This is a genomic window from Roseibium suaedae (assembly GCF_900142725.1).
Classification (GTDB): Bacteria; Pseudomonadota; Alphaproteobacteria; order Rhizobiales; family Stappiaceae; genus Roseibium; species Roseibium suaedae.
On record NZ_FRBW01000002.1, the window covers coordinates 1,401,399 to 1,416,883 of the forward strand.

Annotated in this window: 12 protein-coding genes; 4 read left to right on the forward strand and 8 right to left on the reverse strand. The window is 60.9% G+C overall.

The features are described from left to right. Positions 1-47 precede the first annotated feature (47 nt). The 3 genes from BUA94_RS13405 to BUA94_RS13415 all read right to left on the reverse strand — a co-directional run bounded on the left by BUA94_RS13405 (position 48) and on the right by BUA94_RS13415 (position 4,963). Positions 48-2,717, reverse strand: a complete 2,670-nt coding sequence (locus tag BUA94_RS13405; protein ID WP_073013657.1) for a TRAP transporter large permease — start codon at positions 2,715-2,717, stop codon at positions 48-50. Between the two features lie 20 nt (positions 2,718-2,737). Beyond that, positions 2,738-3,775 (reverse strand): TRAP transporter small permease subunit, encoded by a 1,038-nt coding sequence (locus BUA94_RS13410; protein WP_084081989.1) that lies wholly within the window; start codon positions 3,773-3,775, stop codon positions 2,738-2,740. Positions 3,776-3,862: 87 nt separating this feature from the next. Beyond that, the gene (locus tag BUA94_RS13415; RefSeq protein WP_073013658.1) at positions 3,863-4,963 is read right to left on the reverse strand and encodes a TRAP transporter substrate-binding protein; all 1,101 of its coding nucleotides are present in this window, start codon (positions 4,961-4,963) and stop codon (positions 3,863-3,865) included. Positions 4,964-5,155: 192 nt separating this feature from the next. Here BUA94_RS13415 and BUA94_RS13420 point away from each other — a divergent pair, with 192 nt between their 5' ends. The 3 genes from BUA94_RS13420 to BUA94_RS13430 all read left to right on the forward strand — a co-directional run bounded on the left by BUA94_RS13420 (position 5,156) and on the right by BUA94_RS13430 (position 8,022). Next, positions 5,156-6,529: a cache domain-containing protein gene (locus tag BUA94_RS13420; protein WP_084081990.1), complete on the forward strand. Its 1,374-nt coding sequence runs from the start codon at positions 5,156-5,158 to the stop codon at positions 6,527-6,529. Continuing rightward, positions 6,529-7,200, forward strand: a complete 672-nt coding sequence (locus BUA94_RS13425; protein ID WP_073013660.1) for a response regulator — start codon at positions 6,529-6,531, stop codon at positions 7,198-7,200. The genes BUA94_RS13420 and BUA94_RS13425 overlap by 1 nt, the downstream gene beginning before the upstream one ends. A gap of 69 nt (positions 7,201-7,269) precedes the next feature. After that, the gene (locus BUA94_RS13430) at positions 7,270-8,022 is read left to right on the forward strand and encodes a gamma-glutamyl-gamma-aminobutyrate hydrolase family protein (RefSeq protein WP_073013661.1); all 753 of its coding nucleotides are present in this window, start codon (positions 7,270-7,272) and stop codon (positions 8,020-8,022) included. Positions 8,023-8,103: 81 nt separating this feature from the next. On the opposite strand, the gene BUA94_RS13435 is transcribed toward BUA94_RS13430, so the two are convergent. Further along, positions 8,104-10,047, reverse strand: a complete 1,944-nt coding sequence (locus tag BUA94_RS13435) for a HoxN/HupN/NixA family nickel/cobalt transporter (protein ID WP_073013662.1) — start codon at positions 10,045-10,047, stop codon at positions 8,104-8,106. Between the two features lie 225 nt (positions 10,048-10,272). On the opposite strand from BUA94_RS13435, the gene BUA94_RS13440 reads away from it, so the two are divergent. Then, positions 10,273-11,337 carry a Glu/Leu/Phe/Val family dehydrogenase gene (locus BUA94_RS13440; RefSeq protein ID WP_073013663.1) on the forward strand — a complete coding sequence of 355 codons (1,065 nt, stop codon included), beginning with the start codon at positions 10,273-10,275 and terminating at the stop codon, positions 11,335-11,337. Positions 11,338-11,363: 26 nt separating this feature from the next. Here BUA94_RS13440 and BUA94_RS13445 read toward each other — a convergent pair whose 3' ends face one another. The 4 genes from BUA94_RS13445 to BUA94_RS13460 form a co-directional block, all read right to left on the reverse strand. Next, on the reverse strand, positions 11,364-12,278 hold the full coding sequence (locus BUA94_RS13445; RefSeq protein WP_073013664.1) for a LysR family transcriptional regulator: 915 nt from the start codon (positions 12,276-12,278) through the stop codon (positions 11,364-11,366). Positions 12,279-12,371: 93 nt separating this feature from the next. Next, on the reverse strand, positions 12,372-13,964 hold the full coding sequence (locus BUA94_RS13450) for a gamma-glutamyltransferase family protein (RefSeq protein WP_073013665.1): 1,593 nt from the start codon (positions 13,962-13,964) through the stop codon (positions 12,372-12,374). Positions 13,965-13,974: 10 nt separating this feature from the next. Next, positions 13,975-14,487, reverse strand: coding sequence for a DUF2937 family protein (locus BUA94_RS13455; protein ID WP_073013666.1), 513 nt, complete (start codon positions 14,485-14,487; stop codon positions 13,975-13,977). Positions 14,488-14,510: 23 nt separating this feature from the next. Continuing rightward, a complete protein-coding gene (locus BUA94_RS13460; RefSeq protein ID WP_073013667.1) occupies positions 14,511-15,485 on the reverse strand; it encodes a WD40 repeat domain-containing protein in 975 nt (324 codons plus the stop codon).

Sequence of the window (15,485 nt, forward strand, 5' to 3'; positions counted from 1 at the left end):
GAGTGGTTTCCCGCCCTCCCGTCGATTTTTTGTGTCTGGCGCTCCGCTCAGAAGTTGAGCGACACATCCCTGTGGCCGGACAGACAGCTTGCAACACTCAGCGCAATGTCGCGCGGGAGAGCTGCCTGCTGACGCAGACCGATGTTGTTGCGGATTGTAGCGTCATAGGCTTCGAGCTTCGGCAGAAGCTCTGTCTCGCCCTTCTTCCGCCAGACCAGATCCGCCTTCAACGCTTCGATCGACTGATCGATCAGCGCCTGGGCACCGGCAATGTCGTCGGCCTTCTTGCGCAGCAGAGAGCGGGCATCGCCGACACCCTTGCGGATGTCATCCGTGCCTTCGATCTCGCCGATCTGCGTCCGGATTTCCGCAAGCCGGTCAACAGCAGCCGTATGTTCCAGGGTCGCAATCTCGGACTTCAGACCTTCCAGCACCGGCTCGAAAGCTGCCAGCTTGTCGGCACCCTTCAGAACCGCAATGGCTTCGGCAAGCGGCTGATAGGCCGAGTCTGCCGACCGGCGATAGGTCAGGCGTGCCTTGTTCTCGGCTTTCTGGATGGTCGAGAACTGCTTGTTCGCTTCCTTCCAGGTACCGGGAATTTGAGCCATCAGATCGTCATGCTGTTTCTGCAGGGTCTCGATCCGGGCCTTTGCTCGTTCGCCCTGGGCTTCCGAGTAGATGCCCGTCGGACCGGCGCGGCTGACAACGACCTGCAGTTCCTTGATGCGGGTCTCGATACGCAAGGCGTCGCGCTCGATCGCCCGGACCTCCCGGTGCAGAGGACGATATCCATCCGCAGCGTCCATTACCGCCTTCTCGGCCGCAGAAATTTCGCTCATCTGAGGGATGACCTGACCTGCGGTTTCGAAGCTCTTCGTCAGATCCTTTTGCAGATCCTTCGGAAGATAGGAAATGTCGAGCCCTTCTGCGGTCTTGATCGCGGACAGGATGCCCTGGCCGTTCTCGCTGAAGTCCTCGGCAACCGAGTTCTCCATGCAGTATTGCAGACGCGGGTTCATTGGCGGCGGTGCATTCTCCGAAAGGAGGCTGGACCGGTTCGGCAGATAGTTCACCAGCTGCGGATAGATCCCGGCAATGAACAGGGCCAGAAGCTGCAGGCTGATGAAGGCCACGACACCCTTGTACATGTCGATGGTCTTGACCGCAGCCGGAGCCACGCCGCGCAGATAGAACAGGGCGAAGCCGAAGGGCGGGGTCAGGAACGAGGTCTGGATATTCAGACCGATCATCACCCCAAGCCAGACAGCCGTGACATTGGCACCCGGATCAGCGAGCAGGATCGGCGCCACGATCGGCACCACGACCACCGCGATTTCGATGAAATCAAGGAAGAAGCCGAGGATGAAGATCACCAGCATCACGATCAGGAACTGAACCCAGAACCCGCCCGGCAGACCTTGCAGGAAGTGCTTCACCAGCTCTTCCCCGCCAAAGGCGCGGAAGGAAGCGGTCAGCATGGCCGCACCAATCAGGATGATGAAGACGAGCGACGAGGTCTTTGCCGTTTCCAGCATCACGCCCCGGAGCGTGTCTTCAAACTTGAGCGTACGCCAGCCGCTCCAGAACACGGCAATCAGCAGCAGCGACACCGCAATCAGCGCGATCACGAGGCCCAGAACTTCTTCCGAGGTCTGAACACGCTTGATGTTGATGGCACCGATGAAGCTGACGACGAGAGCGATGGCGAGAAGGGCGATGATCGTGAGGATCGCAGGGGTGTAGCGCGCCTTCGTTCCCTCTCCGCCAAGCCGGTAACCCGCCATGACCATCGCGCCGATGGCACCGATGGCACCTGCCTGGTTCACCGTTGCAATACCGGCAACGATCGAGCCCAGAACGAGGAAGATCAGCGCCAGCGGCGGAACCAGCGTCACGAAGACCTGGCCAAGAAACTTCCGGTCAAAACCGGTGTCGTTGTGAACGGCCGGAGCCGCCTTGGGATTGATCAGCGCGAAGCCGAGAATGAAGAGCATATAGAGCCCGACGAGCACGAGGCCCGGCAGGAACGCACCCAGGAACATTTCCCCGGCACTTGTCGACACGACAGCGAAGTCGGACGGCATGGTGACTTCACCAGTCGCCTGCTTGTAGAGCGTCTGGCGGATTGTGCCGGCCTGATCGACCGCACTGGCGAGCTGGTCGGCCAGAATGATCAGAACGATGGACGGCGGAATGATCTGCCCCAGCGTGCCGGAGGCGGCAATCGTCCCGGTCGCCAGCGGCACCGAGTATTTGTTACGCAGCATGGCCGGCAGGGAAATGAGGCCCATGGCCACCACGGTTGCGCCGACGATGCCGGTGGTGGCTGCAAGCAGCGCGCCCACGAAGACCACCGAAATGCCGAGACCGCCCGGAACCGGACCGAACAGACGCGCCATCGTCACCAGCAGATCTTCAGCGATCTTGGACCGCTGCAGCATGATGCCCATGAACACGAAAAGCGGAATGGCGATCAGTGTATCTCGCTCCGCCTCCCAGTAGATGCCGCGGAAGTTCGTGACCCCCGCGCTGAGCCACTGGCTGGGCCCGCCGATGGAGAAATACGCATCCACGCTGCCCGTGAACAGGTATCCGGCAAGCGAAGCAATGCCGATGGTGATGATGGCGGAACCCGGCAGCGCGAAGGCCACGGGAAACCCGGACCCCAGCGCAGTCGCCATCAGCACGATGAGTAGGATTAGAAAGAGAAGTTCCATATCATTCGGTCTCTGACGGCTTATTGGACGGCATGGGAATCATGGTCGCGTCCTCCGGGTTCGCCCCGGATGTCTGCAACCGCATCCATGAAATAGCTGACGAACTGAACCATCATGGTGACCGCGAAGACACCGAGGTAACCAGCCATCAGGTATTTGACATAGAGGCCGAAACCAGCCTGGGTCGTCTCATAGGAGAGGATCGGGCTGTTGATGATGCTCTGCTTGCTGCCCATGCCGATGATCAGAACCACCCAGCACAGGGCAACGCCCAGGAACAGGCTTCCGATGGCGTTCACATAACCCTTGGTGCGGCGGCTGAGGCTGGCATAGAGGATGTCCACGCGAACGTGACCTTCTTCCAGCAGCGTATAGGCACTGGCAAACAGGAACAGCCCGGCATACCAGAAGCGCACCAGGTCAGCCATGAAGGCCTGTTCATAGGAAAAGATGAAGCGGCCGATCACGATCAGCAACTCGGACACCACGACCAGCAGCGCCAGCCAGGTGAAGCCAAGGGTGCGGGTGAAGGCGGCGATCACGAAGGACAGCGCGATCAGCGGCATGTGCACATAGGCCCCCCGGAACTGGGAGCGGCCGAGTTCTGCGGTCATGTCCGTGCCGACCACGGCTTCCAGCAACCCTTCCACACGAAGGAAGGAAATCACCGTGTCGACCACACCGACAATCAGCACCGCCCAGAAGGCGGCTCGGATCAGATAGGCATTCAGATCACTGATCCGCCGGGAATCCTGCCGGAGCGTGACCGAACCTGTCTTGCTGACATAGACACAGGCCAGCACCACCATCAGGCCGTAAAGCCCGAGCTGACCCCATGACCAGACTGCCGACATGGCGCTATTTGCCTTTCCGCCGAAGATCGGCGCAATGCCCGGAAGGTCTTGCCAGTAATTGAGATAATTGTTGAGCAGAAAGGCTGCCATCACCGCCAGAATCGCCCAACCGAGCATGCGCACCGGTGCCGGATTCTTGACCGAACCCGTCTGGCTGCTGACATGGGCGGACATTCCGGCCGGAACGCCGTGAGCGGACGTCATCGCAGGTTGTCCTTTGAAAGATTGGATACGACAAGGTAGGGGACGGAATTTCTTCCGCCCCCATTTTCAAGACGAGGCATCCGCGCCTTAGACAGTGATGCCCAGAACGCGGTTACGCTGCTGCGTGTAGCCGGTGTCGGCCAGAAGCATCCAGCGGCCGATTTCCGTACGGGCCTTGACGAAGCTCTCGTGGGTACGGGCAGCCAGGTCGGAGTGCTGGATGGTTTCCTCGAAGACCGCTTCTGCAGCTTCACCGAAGGCGTCATAGACTTCGTCCGAGAACTTCTTCAGGACGACGCCGTGCTCGTTGATGAGCTTTTCGAGGTAGACACCGTTGTTGTTGTTGGTTTCCGCCATCTGCATGGCGTTTTCTTCCATGCAGGCTGCCTTGATGATCTGCTGATCGGTCTTGGACAGCGAGGACAGCCAGGACTTGTTGCAGCCCAGAGCCAGCTGAGAGCCCGGCTCATGCATGCCCGGATAGTAGTAGTACTTCGCCGCTTCGTAGAACTTCATGAAATAGTCGTTCCACGGGCCAACCCACTCGGTCGCGTCGACTGCGCCGGAGACAAGGTTTTCATAGATCTGGCCGCCCGGCAGGGACACCGGAGATGCACCCAGCTTTGCCATGACGTCGCCGCCGAGGCCCGGAATACGCATCTTCAGACCCTTGAGGTCGTCAGCGGTTTCGATTTCCTTGTTGAACCAGCCGCCCATCTGCACGCCGGTGTTGCCGGCTGCGAAGTTCTGCAGGCCATATTCGCCAGCCAGCTCGTCCCACAGCTCCTGACCGCCGCCGTACTTGATCCAGGCATCGATTTCCGCATAGGTCAGACCGAACGGAACAGCCGTGAAATAGGCCCAAGCCGGGTGCTTGCCCTTCCAGTAGTAGTCAGCGCCGATATAGGCCTGAGCGTTACCGGAAGCGACTTCGTCGAAGGAGTCGAATGCGCCGACGCGTTCGCCAGCTGCGAAATACTGAACGTTGATCCGGCCTTCGGTGAGTTCACCGATGCGGGCAGCCAGACGCTGCGCGGAGGTGCCCAGACCCGGCATGTCGCGCGGCCAGGTCGAGACGATAACCATTTCCGTAGTGGACTGCGCGATAGCCGGAGCAGCCAAAGTGGTTGCCGCTACGGCACCACCTGCACCAAGCCCAGCTTTCTTAATAAATGAACGACGATCCATGTACTTTCTCCTCCCATACCGGATGTCAAATTCAATCAGTGCTTACAGTTGCACCGATCTAACTGTATGTCTAGGAGAACGGGGGAGCGTTACGCTATTCGTGGTTCTGCGCATTGTTTGCGTAGTAATACTGAAGCCGTAGCGGAACTCGGCCGGAAAAAGTGTAATTGGCGAGATGGATCTTCCGATTCCGTGACCTTCAAAACCAAACTCATGCTGATAACCCTGCTGCCGCTGGTGACGGTTTCGTTGCTGATCGGGGTCGCAAGCTACTACCAGGCACAGCAGTTGATCGAAGCGGAGACCAAATCCGTCGAGCAGCGGGTTCTGGAAGCCAAAAGGACGGAAATCCGCAATTACATCAGCCTCGCGCTGACCTCCATCCAGGAGATCTACGAGAAGGAACCCGGAGGCCGGGACGCTGCCCAGGCGGCCGTCAAGCGCATCCTCAACGACATGACCTTCGACGTTGACGGCTATTTCTTCGTCTACAGCCTCGACGGCACGAACATCGTCCACCCCAAGCTCGATTATCTCGTGGGTAACAATTGGTGGGATCTGCAGGACCCCAATGGGGACTACGTAATCCGGAACCTGATCCGCGAGGCCAAGAAGGGCGGCGGCTTTCACCGCTATGTCTGGCACAAGCCCAGCGCCGGTCAGGTGGAGGAAAAACTGGCCTATGCAATCCTCCTCGACAAGTGGGGCTGGATGATGGGAACCGGCCTCTACACCGACGACATAGCCGGCGAAATATCCAGCATGAACAAGGACTTCGAGCGCTCTATCCGGCAGACGGTGATCGCTATCTTTGCCATTACGCTGGTGGCGATCATGATCGCGGGCACCCTGATCATCGGCGTACGGTTTTCAGAGCAACGATTTGCCGACGGCAAGCTGAAGGAGCTGACTAAGCGTATCGTCGACATTCAGGAGCAGGAGCGCAAACGCGTGTCGACAGAACTCCATGACAGCATTTCCCAGCTTCTGGTCTCCATCCGCTATGGCCTCGAGATGATCCAGACCGAAGCTGCGGATCATCCGGTTCTAAAGCCTCAGGCAGACAAGTGCCTGACGATCCTCGACGGCACCCTGGCGGAAGTGCGCCGCATTTCGCGCGACCTGCGTCCCAGCATTCTGGACGACATCGGGCTTGCCGCAGCACTCGTCAGCCTGGGCAAGGAATTCGAGATGCAATCCGGCATCAAGGTGAATGTCAGTGCCGACCGCAGCCACTCCCGCCTGTCAGACGGAGCCAAAACGGCGCTTTACCGGGTTGTGCAGGAAGCCATGACCAATGTCGCCCGGCATTCCGCCGCCGATCAGGTCGATATCCGCCTGGCCGTTGGCCTCACCACGCTGACGCTCACAATCGAGGACAACGGCCGGGGACTGCCCGTGCCGCTGGCAACAGGCGCGGGCCTCGGCATACCCAACATGCGGGAGCGGATGGAAAGCCATAACGGCTATCTGCAATTGTCCAACATGACGAAGGGCGGCACGCGCATCGAGGTTACCATGCCCCTGGAAAAACAATACACGCCCCACTCCAACCAGGCAGCCTGATGACCGGCCAAATATCTCCTTCAGCCACCCGCCTCCTGGACAAGATCCGGGTTCTTCTTGCCGACGATCACGAGCTGGTACGCGACGGGATCCGCGCCCGTCTTGAAAAGACCACGACGCTGCAGGTCGTCGGAGAAGCCACCAATGGCCGAGAAGCCGTCGAGAAAGTCGAGGCGCTGAAGCCCGACGTGGTGCTGATGGATGTCTCCATGCCGGTCATGAACGGTCTGGATGCGGCCCGCGAGATCCAGCGCCGCTTTCCGGCCACCGGCATCCTGGTGCTCTCCATTTATGACAATCCGGAATATGTGCGGGGCGTCATGCAGGCCGGCGCACGCGGCTATATCCTGAAGGACATTTCCGCAAGCGAGATGATCACCGCCATTACCTCCGTCGCCAATGGCGGCTATTATTTCTCCTCTGCGGTGGGGCCAACGCTGATCGGATCCAAGCCACAGGGCCAGAAAGAAGATCCCTATGGGCTGACAGACCGGGAGCGCGAAGTGCTCCTCGGCATCGCCAAGGGGCAACCGAACAAGGAAATCGCCAAATCTCTGGGGATCAGTGTGCGAACAGTGGAGACGCACCGCCTGAACCTGAGAGAAAAGGTGGGTAGCAGAAATGCCGCCCAGCTCTACAAGATCGCTCAGGATCTGGGCCTGCTCGTGTAGACTGCTTCCTCTGAGACCTCCAAGCGCGGCCGGACCGGCCAGCCTCAAAACCCGGATATCACTCCTCAAATGACCAAGCCCCTGATCCTCGTGACATCCGATGTCAAACCGGTAGACGGCTACAACTGGCATGCCGCCCCCTCCACCTATCTGAAGGCCGTGATCAGCGGCGCAGATGCCCTGCCGGTCATTCTTCCCTCCTTCGGCGCGGACATTGATCTCGATGCTGTACTCGACCGGGTGGACGGCGTTCTGGCCACCGGATCCCGCAGCAACGTCAATCCTGAACTTTATGGCGGCGAAGCGACCGAGGCCAATGGCCCTTACGATCCGGAACGCGACGCCACCTCCCTGCCCCTGCTCCGCCGCGCGATCGAACGGGGCATCCCCGTTTTCGCCATTTGCCGCGGCATGCAGGAACTGAATGTCGCCATGGGCGGCACCCTGCTCTCCGAAATTCAGGAGATTGAGGGACGCGACGATCACCGCGCACCAGTCACCGAAGAACAGGACGAACGGTTCAAGATCTCCCATCCGGTCACCGTCAAACCGGGCAGCCAGCTTGAAGCGGTGATCAATCAGCCGGAGTTCAAGGTCAATTCCCTGCACCGCCAGGCTCTGGGCGAACTCGGCGACGGCGTGGAAGTCGACGCCTCTGCGGAAGACGGCACGATCGAGGCAGTCAGCGTGAAGGGCGCTTGCGGCTATGTTCTGGCCACCCAGTGGCATCCTGAATACTGGGTTGGCAGCGACACGCCATCCGCCAAGCTGTTCAAGGCCTTTGGCGATGCGGCACGCGCCTATCGGGCAGCGCAGAAGTAATCAGCCGGAACGGCACAAAAAGATGCCCCCGCGCCTGACGGCGCGGGGGCATCTTTCATTCAGGCATCCGGAAAAGACAGATCAACCCCATCCCGCCGTTGCCACCAGAAGGGTCAGGCCGAGGAAGAAGACGATAAAGGCACCGAGAATGCCCAAAGTCCTCTGGATCCGTGCCGCCATGACAGACTCCTTGCCGAACAGGCGTGTGGCAAGATCCCTAGCGCCAACGGCCAGCGACGCCAGCACGGAGACGGTAATGCCGGTTCCGACCGCCATCGCAAACGTGGAGGCAACACCGGCCCAGATCATGTTCTGAGACAAGGCGAAGACCAGTACAATCAGAGCTCCCGAGCAGGGACGCAGTCCAACGGCCAGAATGATCGAGACCATGCGGCCGAGAGACAAAGGCTCCTTCAGCATGTCCGGTGTCGGTGCATGGGAGTGCCCGCAGCTTTCACAAACGCCGTCAGCCCCGACAACATGGTCTTCATGAGCATAATGATCGTGGTGAGAATGGCTCCCGTGGCAGTGGGAATGACCATGATGGTGATCGTGGTGGCCGTGATCATGAGGAGCATGGCTGTGCCCATGATCATGTCCATGGTCGTGACCGCCCATGATGGCCGGGCGGAACAGCTTCTGCCAGAGCAGGACCATGCCCAGAAGCATCACCAGCGCGTAGGACCCGATCTCAAACCAGCGGGCCGTGTCCTGGATCGCGATGGAGGTCAGCTTCAATGAAATGGCAGCAACACCGATCAGCAACACCGCTGTTACCGCCTGGGCGAAGGCTGACAGGAAGGACAGCAGAATGCCCTTCTTCAGGGTTTCGTTGTTGGCAAGAAGATAGGACGAGATGACCGCCTTGCCGTGGCCAGGGCCCGCCGCATGGAAGATGCCATAGAGGAACGAGATACCGACCAGCAGCCAGCCCGCATTCGGATTGGTGCGGAAAGCCCGCATCGCGGAAATGAGCTTCTGGTAGAACTCGGCCTGGAAGCTGGCAATGGTGCCGAACCAGCGGTCTGCCAGACCACGGCGGGACTGGGATGCCCCGGCAGCAGGCTGTTCAGAGGCTGTCTGTTCTTCGGTGTTCCGGGCAGCATCCCCCGGCTGTTGCGCGGACGTGTTGAGCGCTGCATCGATGGCGGCCTGCCCCTCGGCCTTGGCTGCATCCGGGCTCATCGGGGCCGGATCGCGGGTGCCGGATGCAGACTTGCTGCCATCGGCAAGCACCATTTCCGGCGCATTCGCGCAGGTGACAATCAGCTGATTGATCTGGCTGGCCGCCGCATCCTGCAACTCCGGCGGAATATCCCGCTGGTCCGCCCCGATCTGGGCAAGTGCGAAGGCGGCTGCATCATCCATGGGGGGCGGATCGCGCCGTTCAAACGTGCAGGACGGCGGGGCATTGCGCATACCGACCGCGTCTGCCCGCTTGCTGAATCTGAAGTCGACATAGTAGGTCGGATCATAGACATCCAGGGTGATCGGGCGGGTCGCATCGGTCGGACTTTTCAAGGGCAGCGTAAAATGCAGCTCGAGAAGCTGGAACGTCTCCGGCATCTTGGTGCCGTTACGGATCTCGTCGTCCTTCATCGCCTGAATGTCTTCAGGCTTCATCGCCCAGTAGTCGGCGACCAGCACATCGGCAACTTCGAGCCAGTAGTCCTCCAGCGGAGCATTGAAATCCAGCTCCACCCGGGCGTTGTCGCCAAAGGTGAAATAGCCGAACTCGCCCATGCTCTCGATATTGACCTTGGCCAGTTCCGAAAGCTCGTTCCGGTCATAGACCCCGTCATTGTTGGTGTCGAAGCCCTGAATGGCGAAGGCCGTAAAGGCATCGTCGAACCGGAACACATGCTCAACGGCGACCGCATAGCCCTTATCATCAAAGACGAGATGACTGGTTGCCTCGACAAAGACATGCGGATGTGACTGGGCCATGCGCACAGGTCCGAGGACCGCGATACTCAGAACCAGCAGGCGGATAAGGGCGGAAATCAGGTGGCTTCGCAAGATCATGCATTCCCGTCAGAGGGCCGTTGCCTGTGTTTGCCTTTCGAAGCGGGCGGGATCAAGGCCGATCTGCTTCGCAGTGCGAAAAATCCATCGAAACAGAATTTCCTTCTTTTCATCCAAAGAGGATCAAACTGGTATCGATGCAGCTAATAACAGGAAAATCAGACACAATATTTCCGTAAGAAAGCGCATATTTATCGGCACGAAGATCAACCCGCCGAGGCGATCATGAACGCTGTATCCAAGACCATTTCTCCGTCCACGGTATTTGACCATACCGAATTTGCAGACCACGAAGACGTGGTCTTTGTCCGCGACAAGGCCACCGGGCTCAAGGCTATCATCGCCGTGCACGACACCACCTGCGGGCCGGCACTTGGCGGCTGCCGGGTATGGCCCTACGAGACAGCTGACGCGGCCCTGACTGACGCCCTGCGCCTGTCCCGCGGCATGTCCTACAAAAACGCTCTCGCCGGCCTGGATCTCGGCGGCGGCAAGGCGGTGATCATCGCGGATCCCCGCAAGGACAAGACGGCTGAGATGATGGAGGCTTTCGGGCGCCACGTCGAACGTCTGTCCGGGACCTATATCACGGCCGAAGACGTCGGCGTCTCCCCTGACGACATGGAGGCCGTTGCCCGCCACACCCGTCATGTGCGCGGCACAATGGCAACCGGACTTGGCGATCCCTCGCCCTATACGGCCCTCGGGGTCTTCGCAGGCCTGAAGGCCGCTGCCGCCCACGTCCATGGCTCGCCGGACCTTTCGGGCAAGACTGTCTCCGTGCTCGGCCTCGGCCATGTCGGTTATGCCCTGTGCCAGATGCTGCATGAGGCAGGAGCCAAGCTGATTGTCTCGGACATTCATGCCCCGGCTGTGCTCAGGGCTCTGGACGAATTTGACTGCCAGGCTGTTGAACCGAGCGAAGCGCACCGGATCGAGGCGGACATTTTTGCGCCCTGCGCCCTCGGCGGCATCCTGAACAGCCGGACCATCCCGCAATTGTCCGCGAAGATCGTCGCTGGCGCTGCAAACAACCAGCTTCAGACACCGCTAGACGGCACGCTCTTGCGCGACCGTGGCATCCTCTATGCGCCGGACTATGCCATCAACGCTGGCGGCGTGATCTCGATTGCCCTGGCAACCCCGGGCGCAGGTGAAGACAAGGTCCGCACCAAGACACTGGCAATCGCAGATACTCTGACGGAGATCTTCAAGCGGGCCGATGCGGAAAACGACACACCGGAACGGATCGCCGACCGGATGGCGGAAGAGCGGCTCGGCAAGAGGTAAGAACGGGCAAAATCAGCGGGGTGCGCTCAGCCGGGGCAGTTTTCTCCGGTTCGCTTGCGCTCCGCGAACCAGGCGACCAGATGGTCTACGAACGCCCGCACCTTGCCGGTCAGATGCCGGCGGTGCGGGTAGACCGCATAGATCCCCCGGTTGTCCGGTTCATAGCCTTCAAGCATCGGAACGAATGTGCCGTTCCGGATATCCTCCGACACGAAGATCAAGGGCGTGCGTAGGAAGCCCAGATTGCAGAGCGCCGCATCGCGCCCCGCCGATGCGCTGTTGACCTCGACCGGTCCGCGGACCGTCACCGTGATGCGTTGACCGTTTTCCGTGAAACCCCAGTTCTGCTTGAAGCGATAATTCGTGTCGATGATGCAGGGACGGGACTGGAGATCTGCCGGGGTTTCCGGAACGCCATATTTCTCGATCACCTGAGGGGTTGCGCAGACCACCGTTCGGAACGGCGCGATCTTGCGGGCGATCAGGCTGGAATCCTCCAGATCCGTCACCCGGATTGCAACGTCGAAGCCTTCATCGACCACATCGACAAACCTGTCTTCCAGACGCAGATCCAGCACCACATCCGGATTGTCGACTAAGAACTCCATCATCGCCCGGTTCAGCCAGCCATCGCCCATGGAGCGCGGCGCGGACACCCGTAAGCGGCCACGGATCGCATGATGAGAGGACTGTACAGAGGCCTGAAGGTCATCGATCCGCTGGAGGATCTCGGCAGCTTCCTTGTAATAGGCCTCGCCCACCTCGGTCAGCGAGACCTGCCGGGTGGTGCGGTTCAGCAGCCTTGCGCCAAGCTCGTCTTCAAGCTCGCCGATATATTTCGACACCAGCGCCTTGGAGCGTCCCATTTCCCGCGCGGCAGCGGAAAAGCCCTTGCTATCGACGACCTGGATAAAGCAGCGCATGCGGGTGATGGCGTCCATGGGTACAATAGGCCTTTGGCTCGCGGATTGAAAAGAAAGGCAAATTGAAGCCGAAACCGCCCGGAAAGCAAGTCCTCAGCCGGGCGGCATGGTTCAGGCGACAGCAGCACCGCCGTCCGCACGCGGATCATGCGCGCCTTCGAGCCCCCCGAAGGGATTGCGGACGATCATCCCGGCATGACCCATGGTGTCGGAGTAGCCTTCGCTGATCTGCACCACTTCATGCCCGGCCCGCTCCAGGGCACGGACGAGGTCCGGATCGAACCGGCTTTCCAGCCGCAGAGCCGTTGCCGCGTCTCCCCAGGTGCGGCCGAGCAGCCAGCGCGGCGCATCGATCGCCTCGCCGACCGGCATCCGGTTCAGGACATGCCGGGCGAAGATTGCAGCCTGCGTCTGCGGCTGACCTTCGCCGCCCATGGTGCCATAGGTGACGGTCCGGCCATCCGACAGCCGCGCCATCGCCGGGTTGAGCGTATGGAAGGGCAGTCTTCCCGGCGCCAGCGCATTGAGATGCTCGGGATGCAGCGAAAAGCTCGCGCCCCGGTTCTGCCAGGTGATGCCCGTGCGTGGCAGGACACAGCCGGAACCGAATTCCCAATAGACCGACTGGATGAAGGAGACCGACACACCCTTGCGGTCGACAGCTCCCATCCAGATCGTGTCACCGTCTTTGGCCACATGAGGCCAGGGCAAGGCCCGCTTCATGTCAATGCGGTGGGCTTCCGCATCCAGCCACTCCGGCAGCAGGAAGGAACTCACAGGCTCCGGCGCGTGCATCGGGTCGGTCACGATCCGGTCCCGGACGATAAAGGCCCGCTTGGTCGCTTCCACCAGCCCATGCACAAGATCATAGCCTTCCCGGCCATTGACGGTCAGCCGGTCGTAAAGGCCCAGAATAATCAGAGAGGCGAGCCCCTGCGTCGGCAAGGGCGTGTTAAAAATGGTGCCGCAGGAGAGCTGCGTCTTCAGCGGCTGCCGGTATTGCGCTTCGTAGCACTCCAGATCGGTCTTGGTGACCGGTGACCCGATCCGTTCCAGATCTTCGGCGATGGCAGCGCCCACATCACCGCGATAGAAATCGTCGAGACCGGTATACGCCAGATGGTCCAGTGTGTCGGCCAGCCGCTCCTGTCGCAGCATGGCTCCCTCCTCAGGAGCCTTGCCATCCATCAGGAAGACCTGCGCGAAACCGGGCTGATCCTTCAGCTCCGCGAATTTTTCCAGGGTCAGTGCCGCCTGGCTGCGGGTAACCGGGCTGCCCTCCTTGGCATGACGGATGGCAGCGGACAGAAGCTCGCGCAGGGGCATCCGGCCTGCGCCGATCGACCGGGCGCCCTCAAGCGCCTTGTCCCAGCCGCCGATGGTTCCGGCGACGGTCAAAGCCGCCAGCGGACCGCGGGTGGGCACAGTTCCATGTCCTGCCCTGTTGTAAGCCTCGATGGGAGCCCCGGACCCTGCCCCGCCGCAGGCCATGAGGGCTTTCGGGTCCTTGCCCGGTTCCGCAATCAGCCAGAAGCCGTCCCCGCCGATGGCGTTCATATGCGGATAGACCACCGCGATGGTGGCAGCTGCCGCAACCATGGCCTCGATGGCGGAACCGCCCTCCGCCAGAATATCCGCCCCAGCCTGCGCTGCAGCCATGTGAGGGGCGACAACCATGCCGCCGGAGGATGTGATGGTATCCATGTGGGCTCCGTTAGCTTCTCGTTTGGGACCGGCGCAGGCGAATGCGCCTGAAGGGACGGCTGGCGGCCTTGAGCAGCCGCATCAGACCGAGGCCTGCCAGAGCGCCAAAACCAGCACTGGCGAGACCTTCGGTGGTGACGGGAACTGCCGGTTCGAAATCCGCAGCCGTTGCCTCCGCAAGCGTGGGATCGACATTCTCTGCAAAGATGACGACGCGGGCAAAGGGACCGGCTGCGGCCATTGCCAATTGCTGGCGGCGCAATCTTTCAAGCCGCTCCTGGGTCTTGGAAAGCGTCTCGCCGCGCTGCCGGATGAAGAGATCTTCCCCACCCCGCATGCGCTGAAGGGCTTCGTCGGCAGAGAGCCCGAAACGCTCTGCATCCGTCCTGAAGTCGGACATGACTTCCGCCAGCGCGTCGATGGTACCACCAAGGCGCTGACGGTATTGCTGGGCGAATTCAGGAAGCTGAGACGCCGCGCCGCCCGTCACAAGCATGACGGCGAGCATGATGATCCGCAGCATGGCCTCCTCCCTCCTGCCTCCGCTTACATCAGCGACACGATCCCCGCCTCGCCTTCCTCAGTGCCGAAGGCAAGCCGGATGCCCGCATTGTCCCAAGAAAGGGAACTGACGGCTCCCTTGCCGGGACGGCGCAGCAGCACTTCCGCATTGTCCTCGAAGCGGCACATCAGCACCATGCCATCCGCATAGCCAACAGCTGCCACGTCTTCCTTGGGATGACAGGCAACCGCCGTGACGAGACTGTCGCCCCGGGTGCCCAGCTGCAGCGGCGTCTGCCCCATCGGCCCGGTCTTGCCGAAGAATGGCCAGACGATCGCAGCCGTCGCTCCGGACGTCGCCAGATACCGGCCCTTCACGGACCAGCTCCAGGATTTCACCTTGGTCGGATAGCCGGTCATGCGCATGTCCTGCATGTCGGACAGGCGCCAGCCATGCATGGCGTTCTCCTGCATGCTGGAGACGAGATACTTGCCATCGGGCGAGAAGGTCACGCCCAGATGGGCGCCCTTCCAGGGCAGCTCCTGCGGCTTACCGGTCGCATTGGCCCACCAGATGGTGGCGCCATCATACCGGCCGACCGCCAGCTTCATACCCTTGGGTGCAAAGGCGATGCCGCCAACCGCACGCTCATGATTGAACTCGTTCTCCTTGCCATCCGCCAGACGCACCCAGGCGGTGCGGCCAGAGGCAAATGCAATGGCGCCCGAGGGGCCGCAGGCGATCATGTCGATCCACTTGCGCGGCCGCTCGGCCAGGAGTTCGAAAGAGCCATCCGAAGCTAGGCGGAGGATCCGGCCGTCGTCGCCGGATGTCAGCAGAGCCTTGCGGTCCGGCGTCTCCTCGGCAGCCAAAAGGCCGCCCTTGTGCGGACGGACTTCCTGCTGACCGGACCCAACCAGGACAACAGCCCCTTCACCGGTGGCAAAGTAGGCCTGATCATCAATGAAACCAGCGCGGACGACGAAGCCATCCACCTCGACGGGTGCGAGAGTTGTCAC

What these genes read in the sequence shown, in the direction of transcription:
- BUA94_RS13405 (WP_073013657.1), bottom strand. Translation starts at nt 2,717, where the DNA reads ATGGAACTTCTCTTTCTAATCCTACTCATCGTGCTGATGGCGACTGCG.
- BUA94_RS13410 (WP_084081989.1), bottom strand. Translation starts at nt 3,775, where the DNA reads ATGACGTCCGCTCACGGCGTTCCGGCCGGAATGTCCGCCCATGTCAGC.
- BUA94_RS13415 (WP_073013658.1), bottom strand. Translation starts at nt 4,963, where the DNA reads ATGGATCGTCGTTCATTTATTAAGAAAGCTGGGCTTGGTGCAGGTGGT.
- BUA94_RS13425 (WP_073013660.1), top strand. Translation starts at nt 6,529, where the DNA reads ATGACCGGCCAAATATCTCCTTCAGCCACCCGCCTCCTGGACAAGATC.
- BUA94_RS13430 (WP_073013661.1), top strand. Translation starts at nt 7,270, where the DNA reads ATGACCAAGCCCCTGATCCTCGTGACATCCGATGTCAAACCGGTAGAC.
- BUA94_RS13435 (WP_073013662.1), bottom strand. Translation starts at nt 10,047, where the DNA reads ATGATCTTGCGAAGCCACCTGATTTCCGCCCTTATCCGCCTGCTGGTT.
- BUA94_RS13440 (WP_073013663.1), top strand. Translation starts at nt 10,273, where the DNA reads ATGAACGCTGTATCCAAGACCATTTCTCCGTCCACGGTATTTGACCAT.
- BUA94_RS13445 (WP_073013664.1), bottom strand. Translation starts at nt 12,278, where the DNA reads ATGGACGCCATCACCCGCATGCGCTGCTTTATCCAGGTCGTCGATAGC.
- BUA94_RS13450 (WP_073013665.1), bottom strand. Translation starts at nt 13,964, where the DNA reads ATGGATACCATCACATCCTCCGGCGGCATGGTTGTCGCCCCTCACATG.
- BUA94_RS13455 (WP_073013666.1), bottom strand. Translation starts at nt 14,487, where the DNA reads ATGCTGCGGATCATCATGCTCGCCGTCATGCTTGTGACGGGCGGCGCG.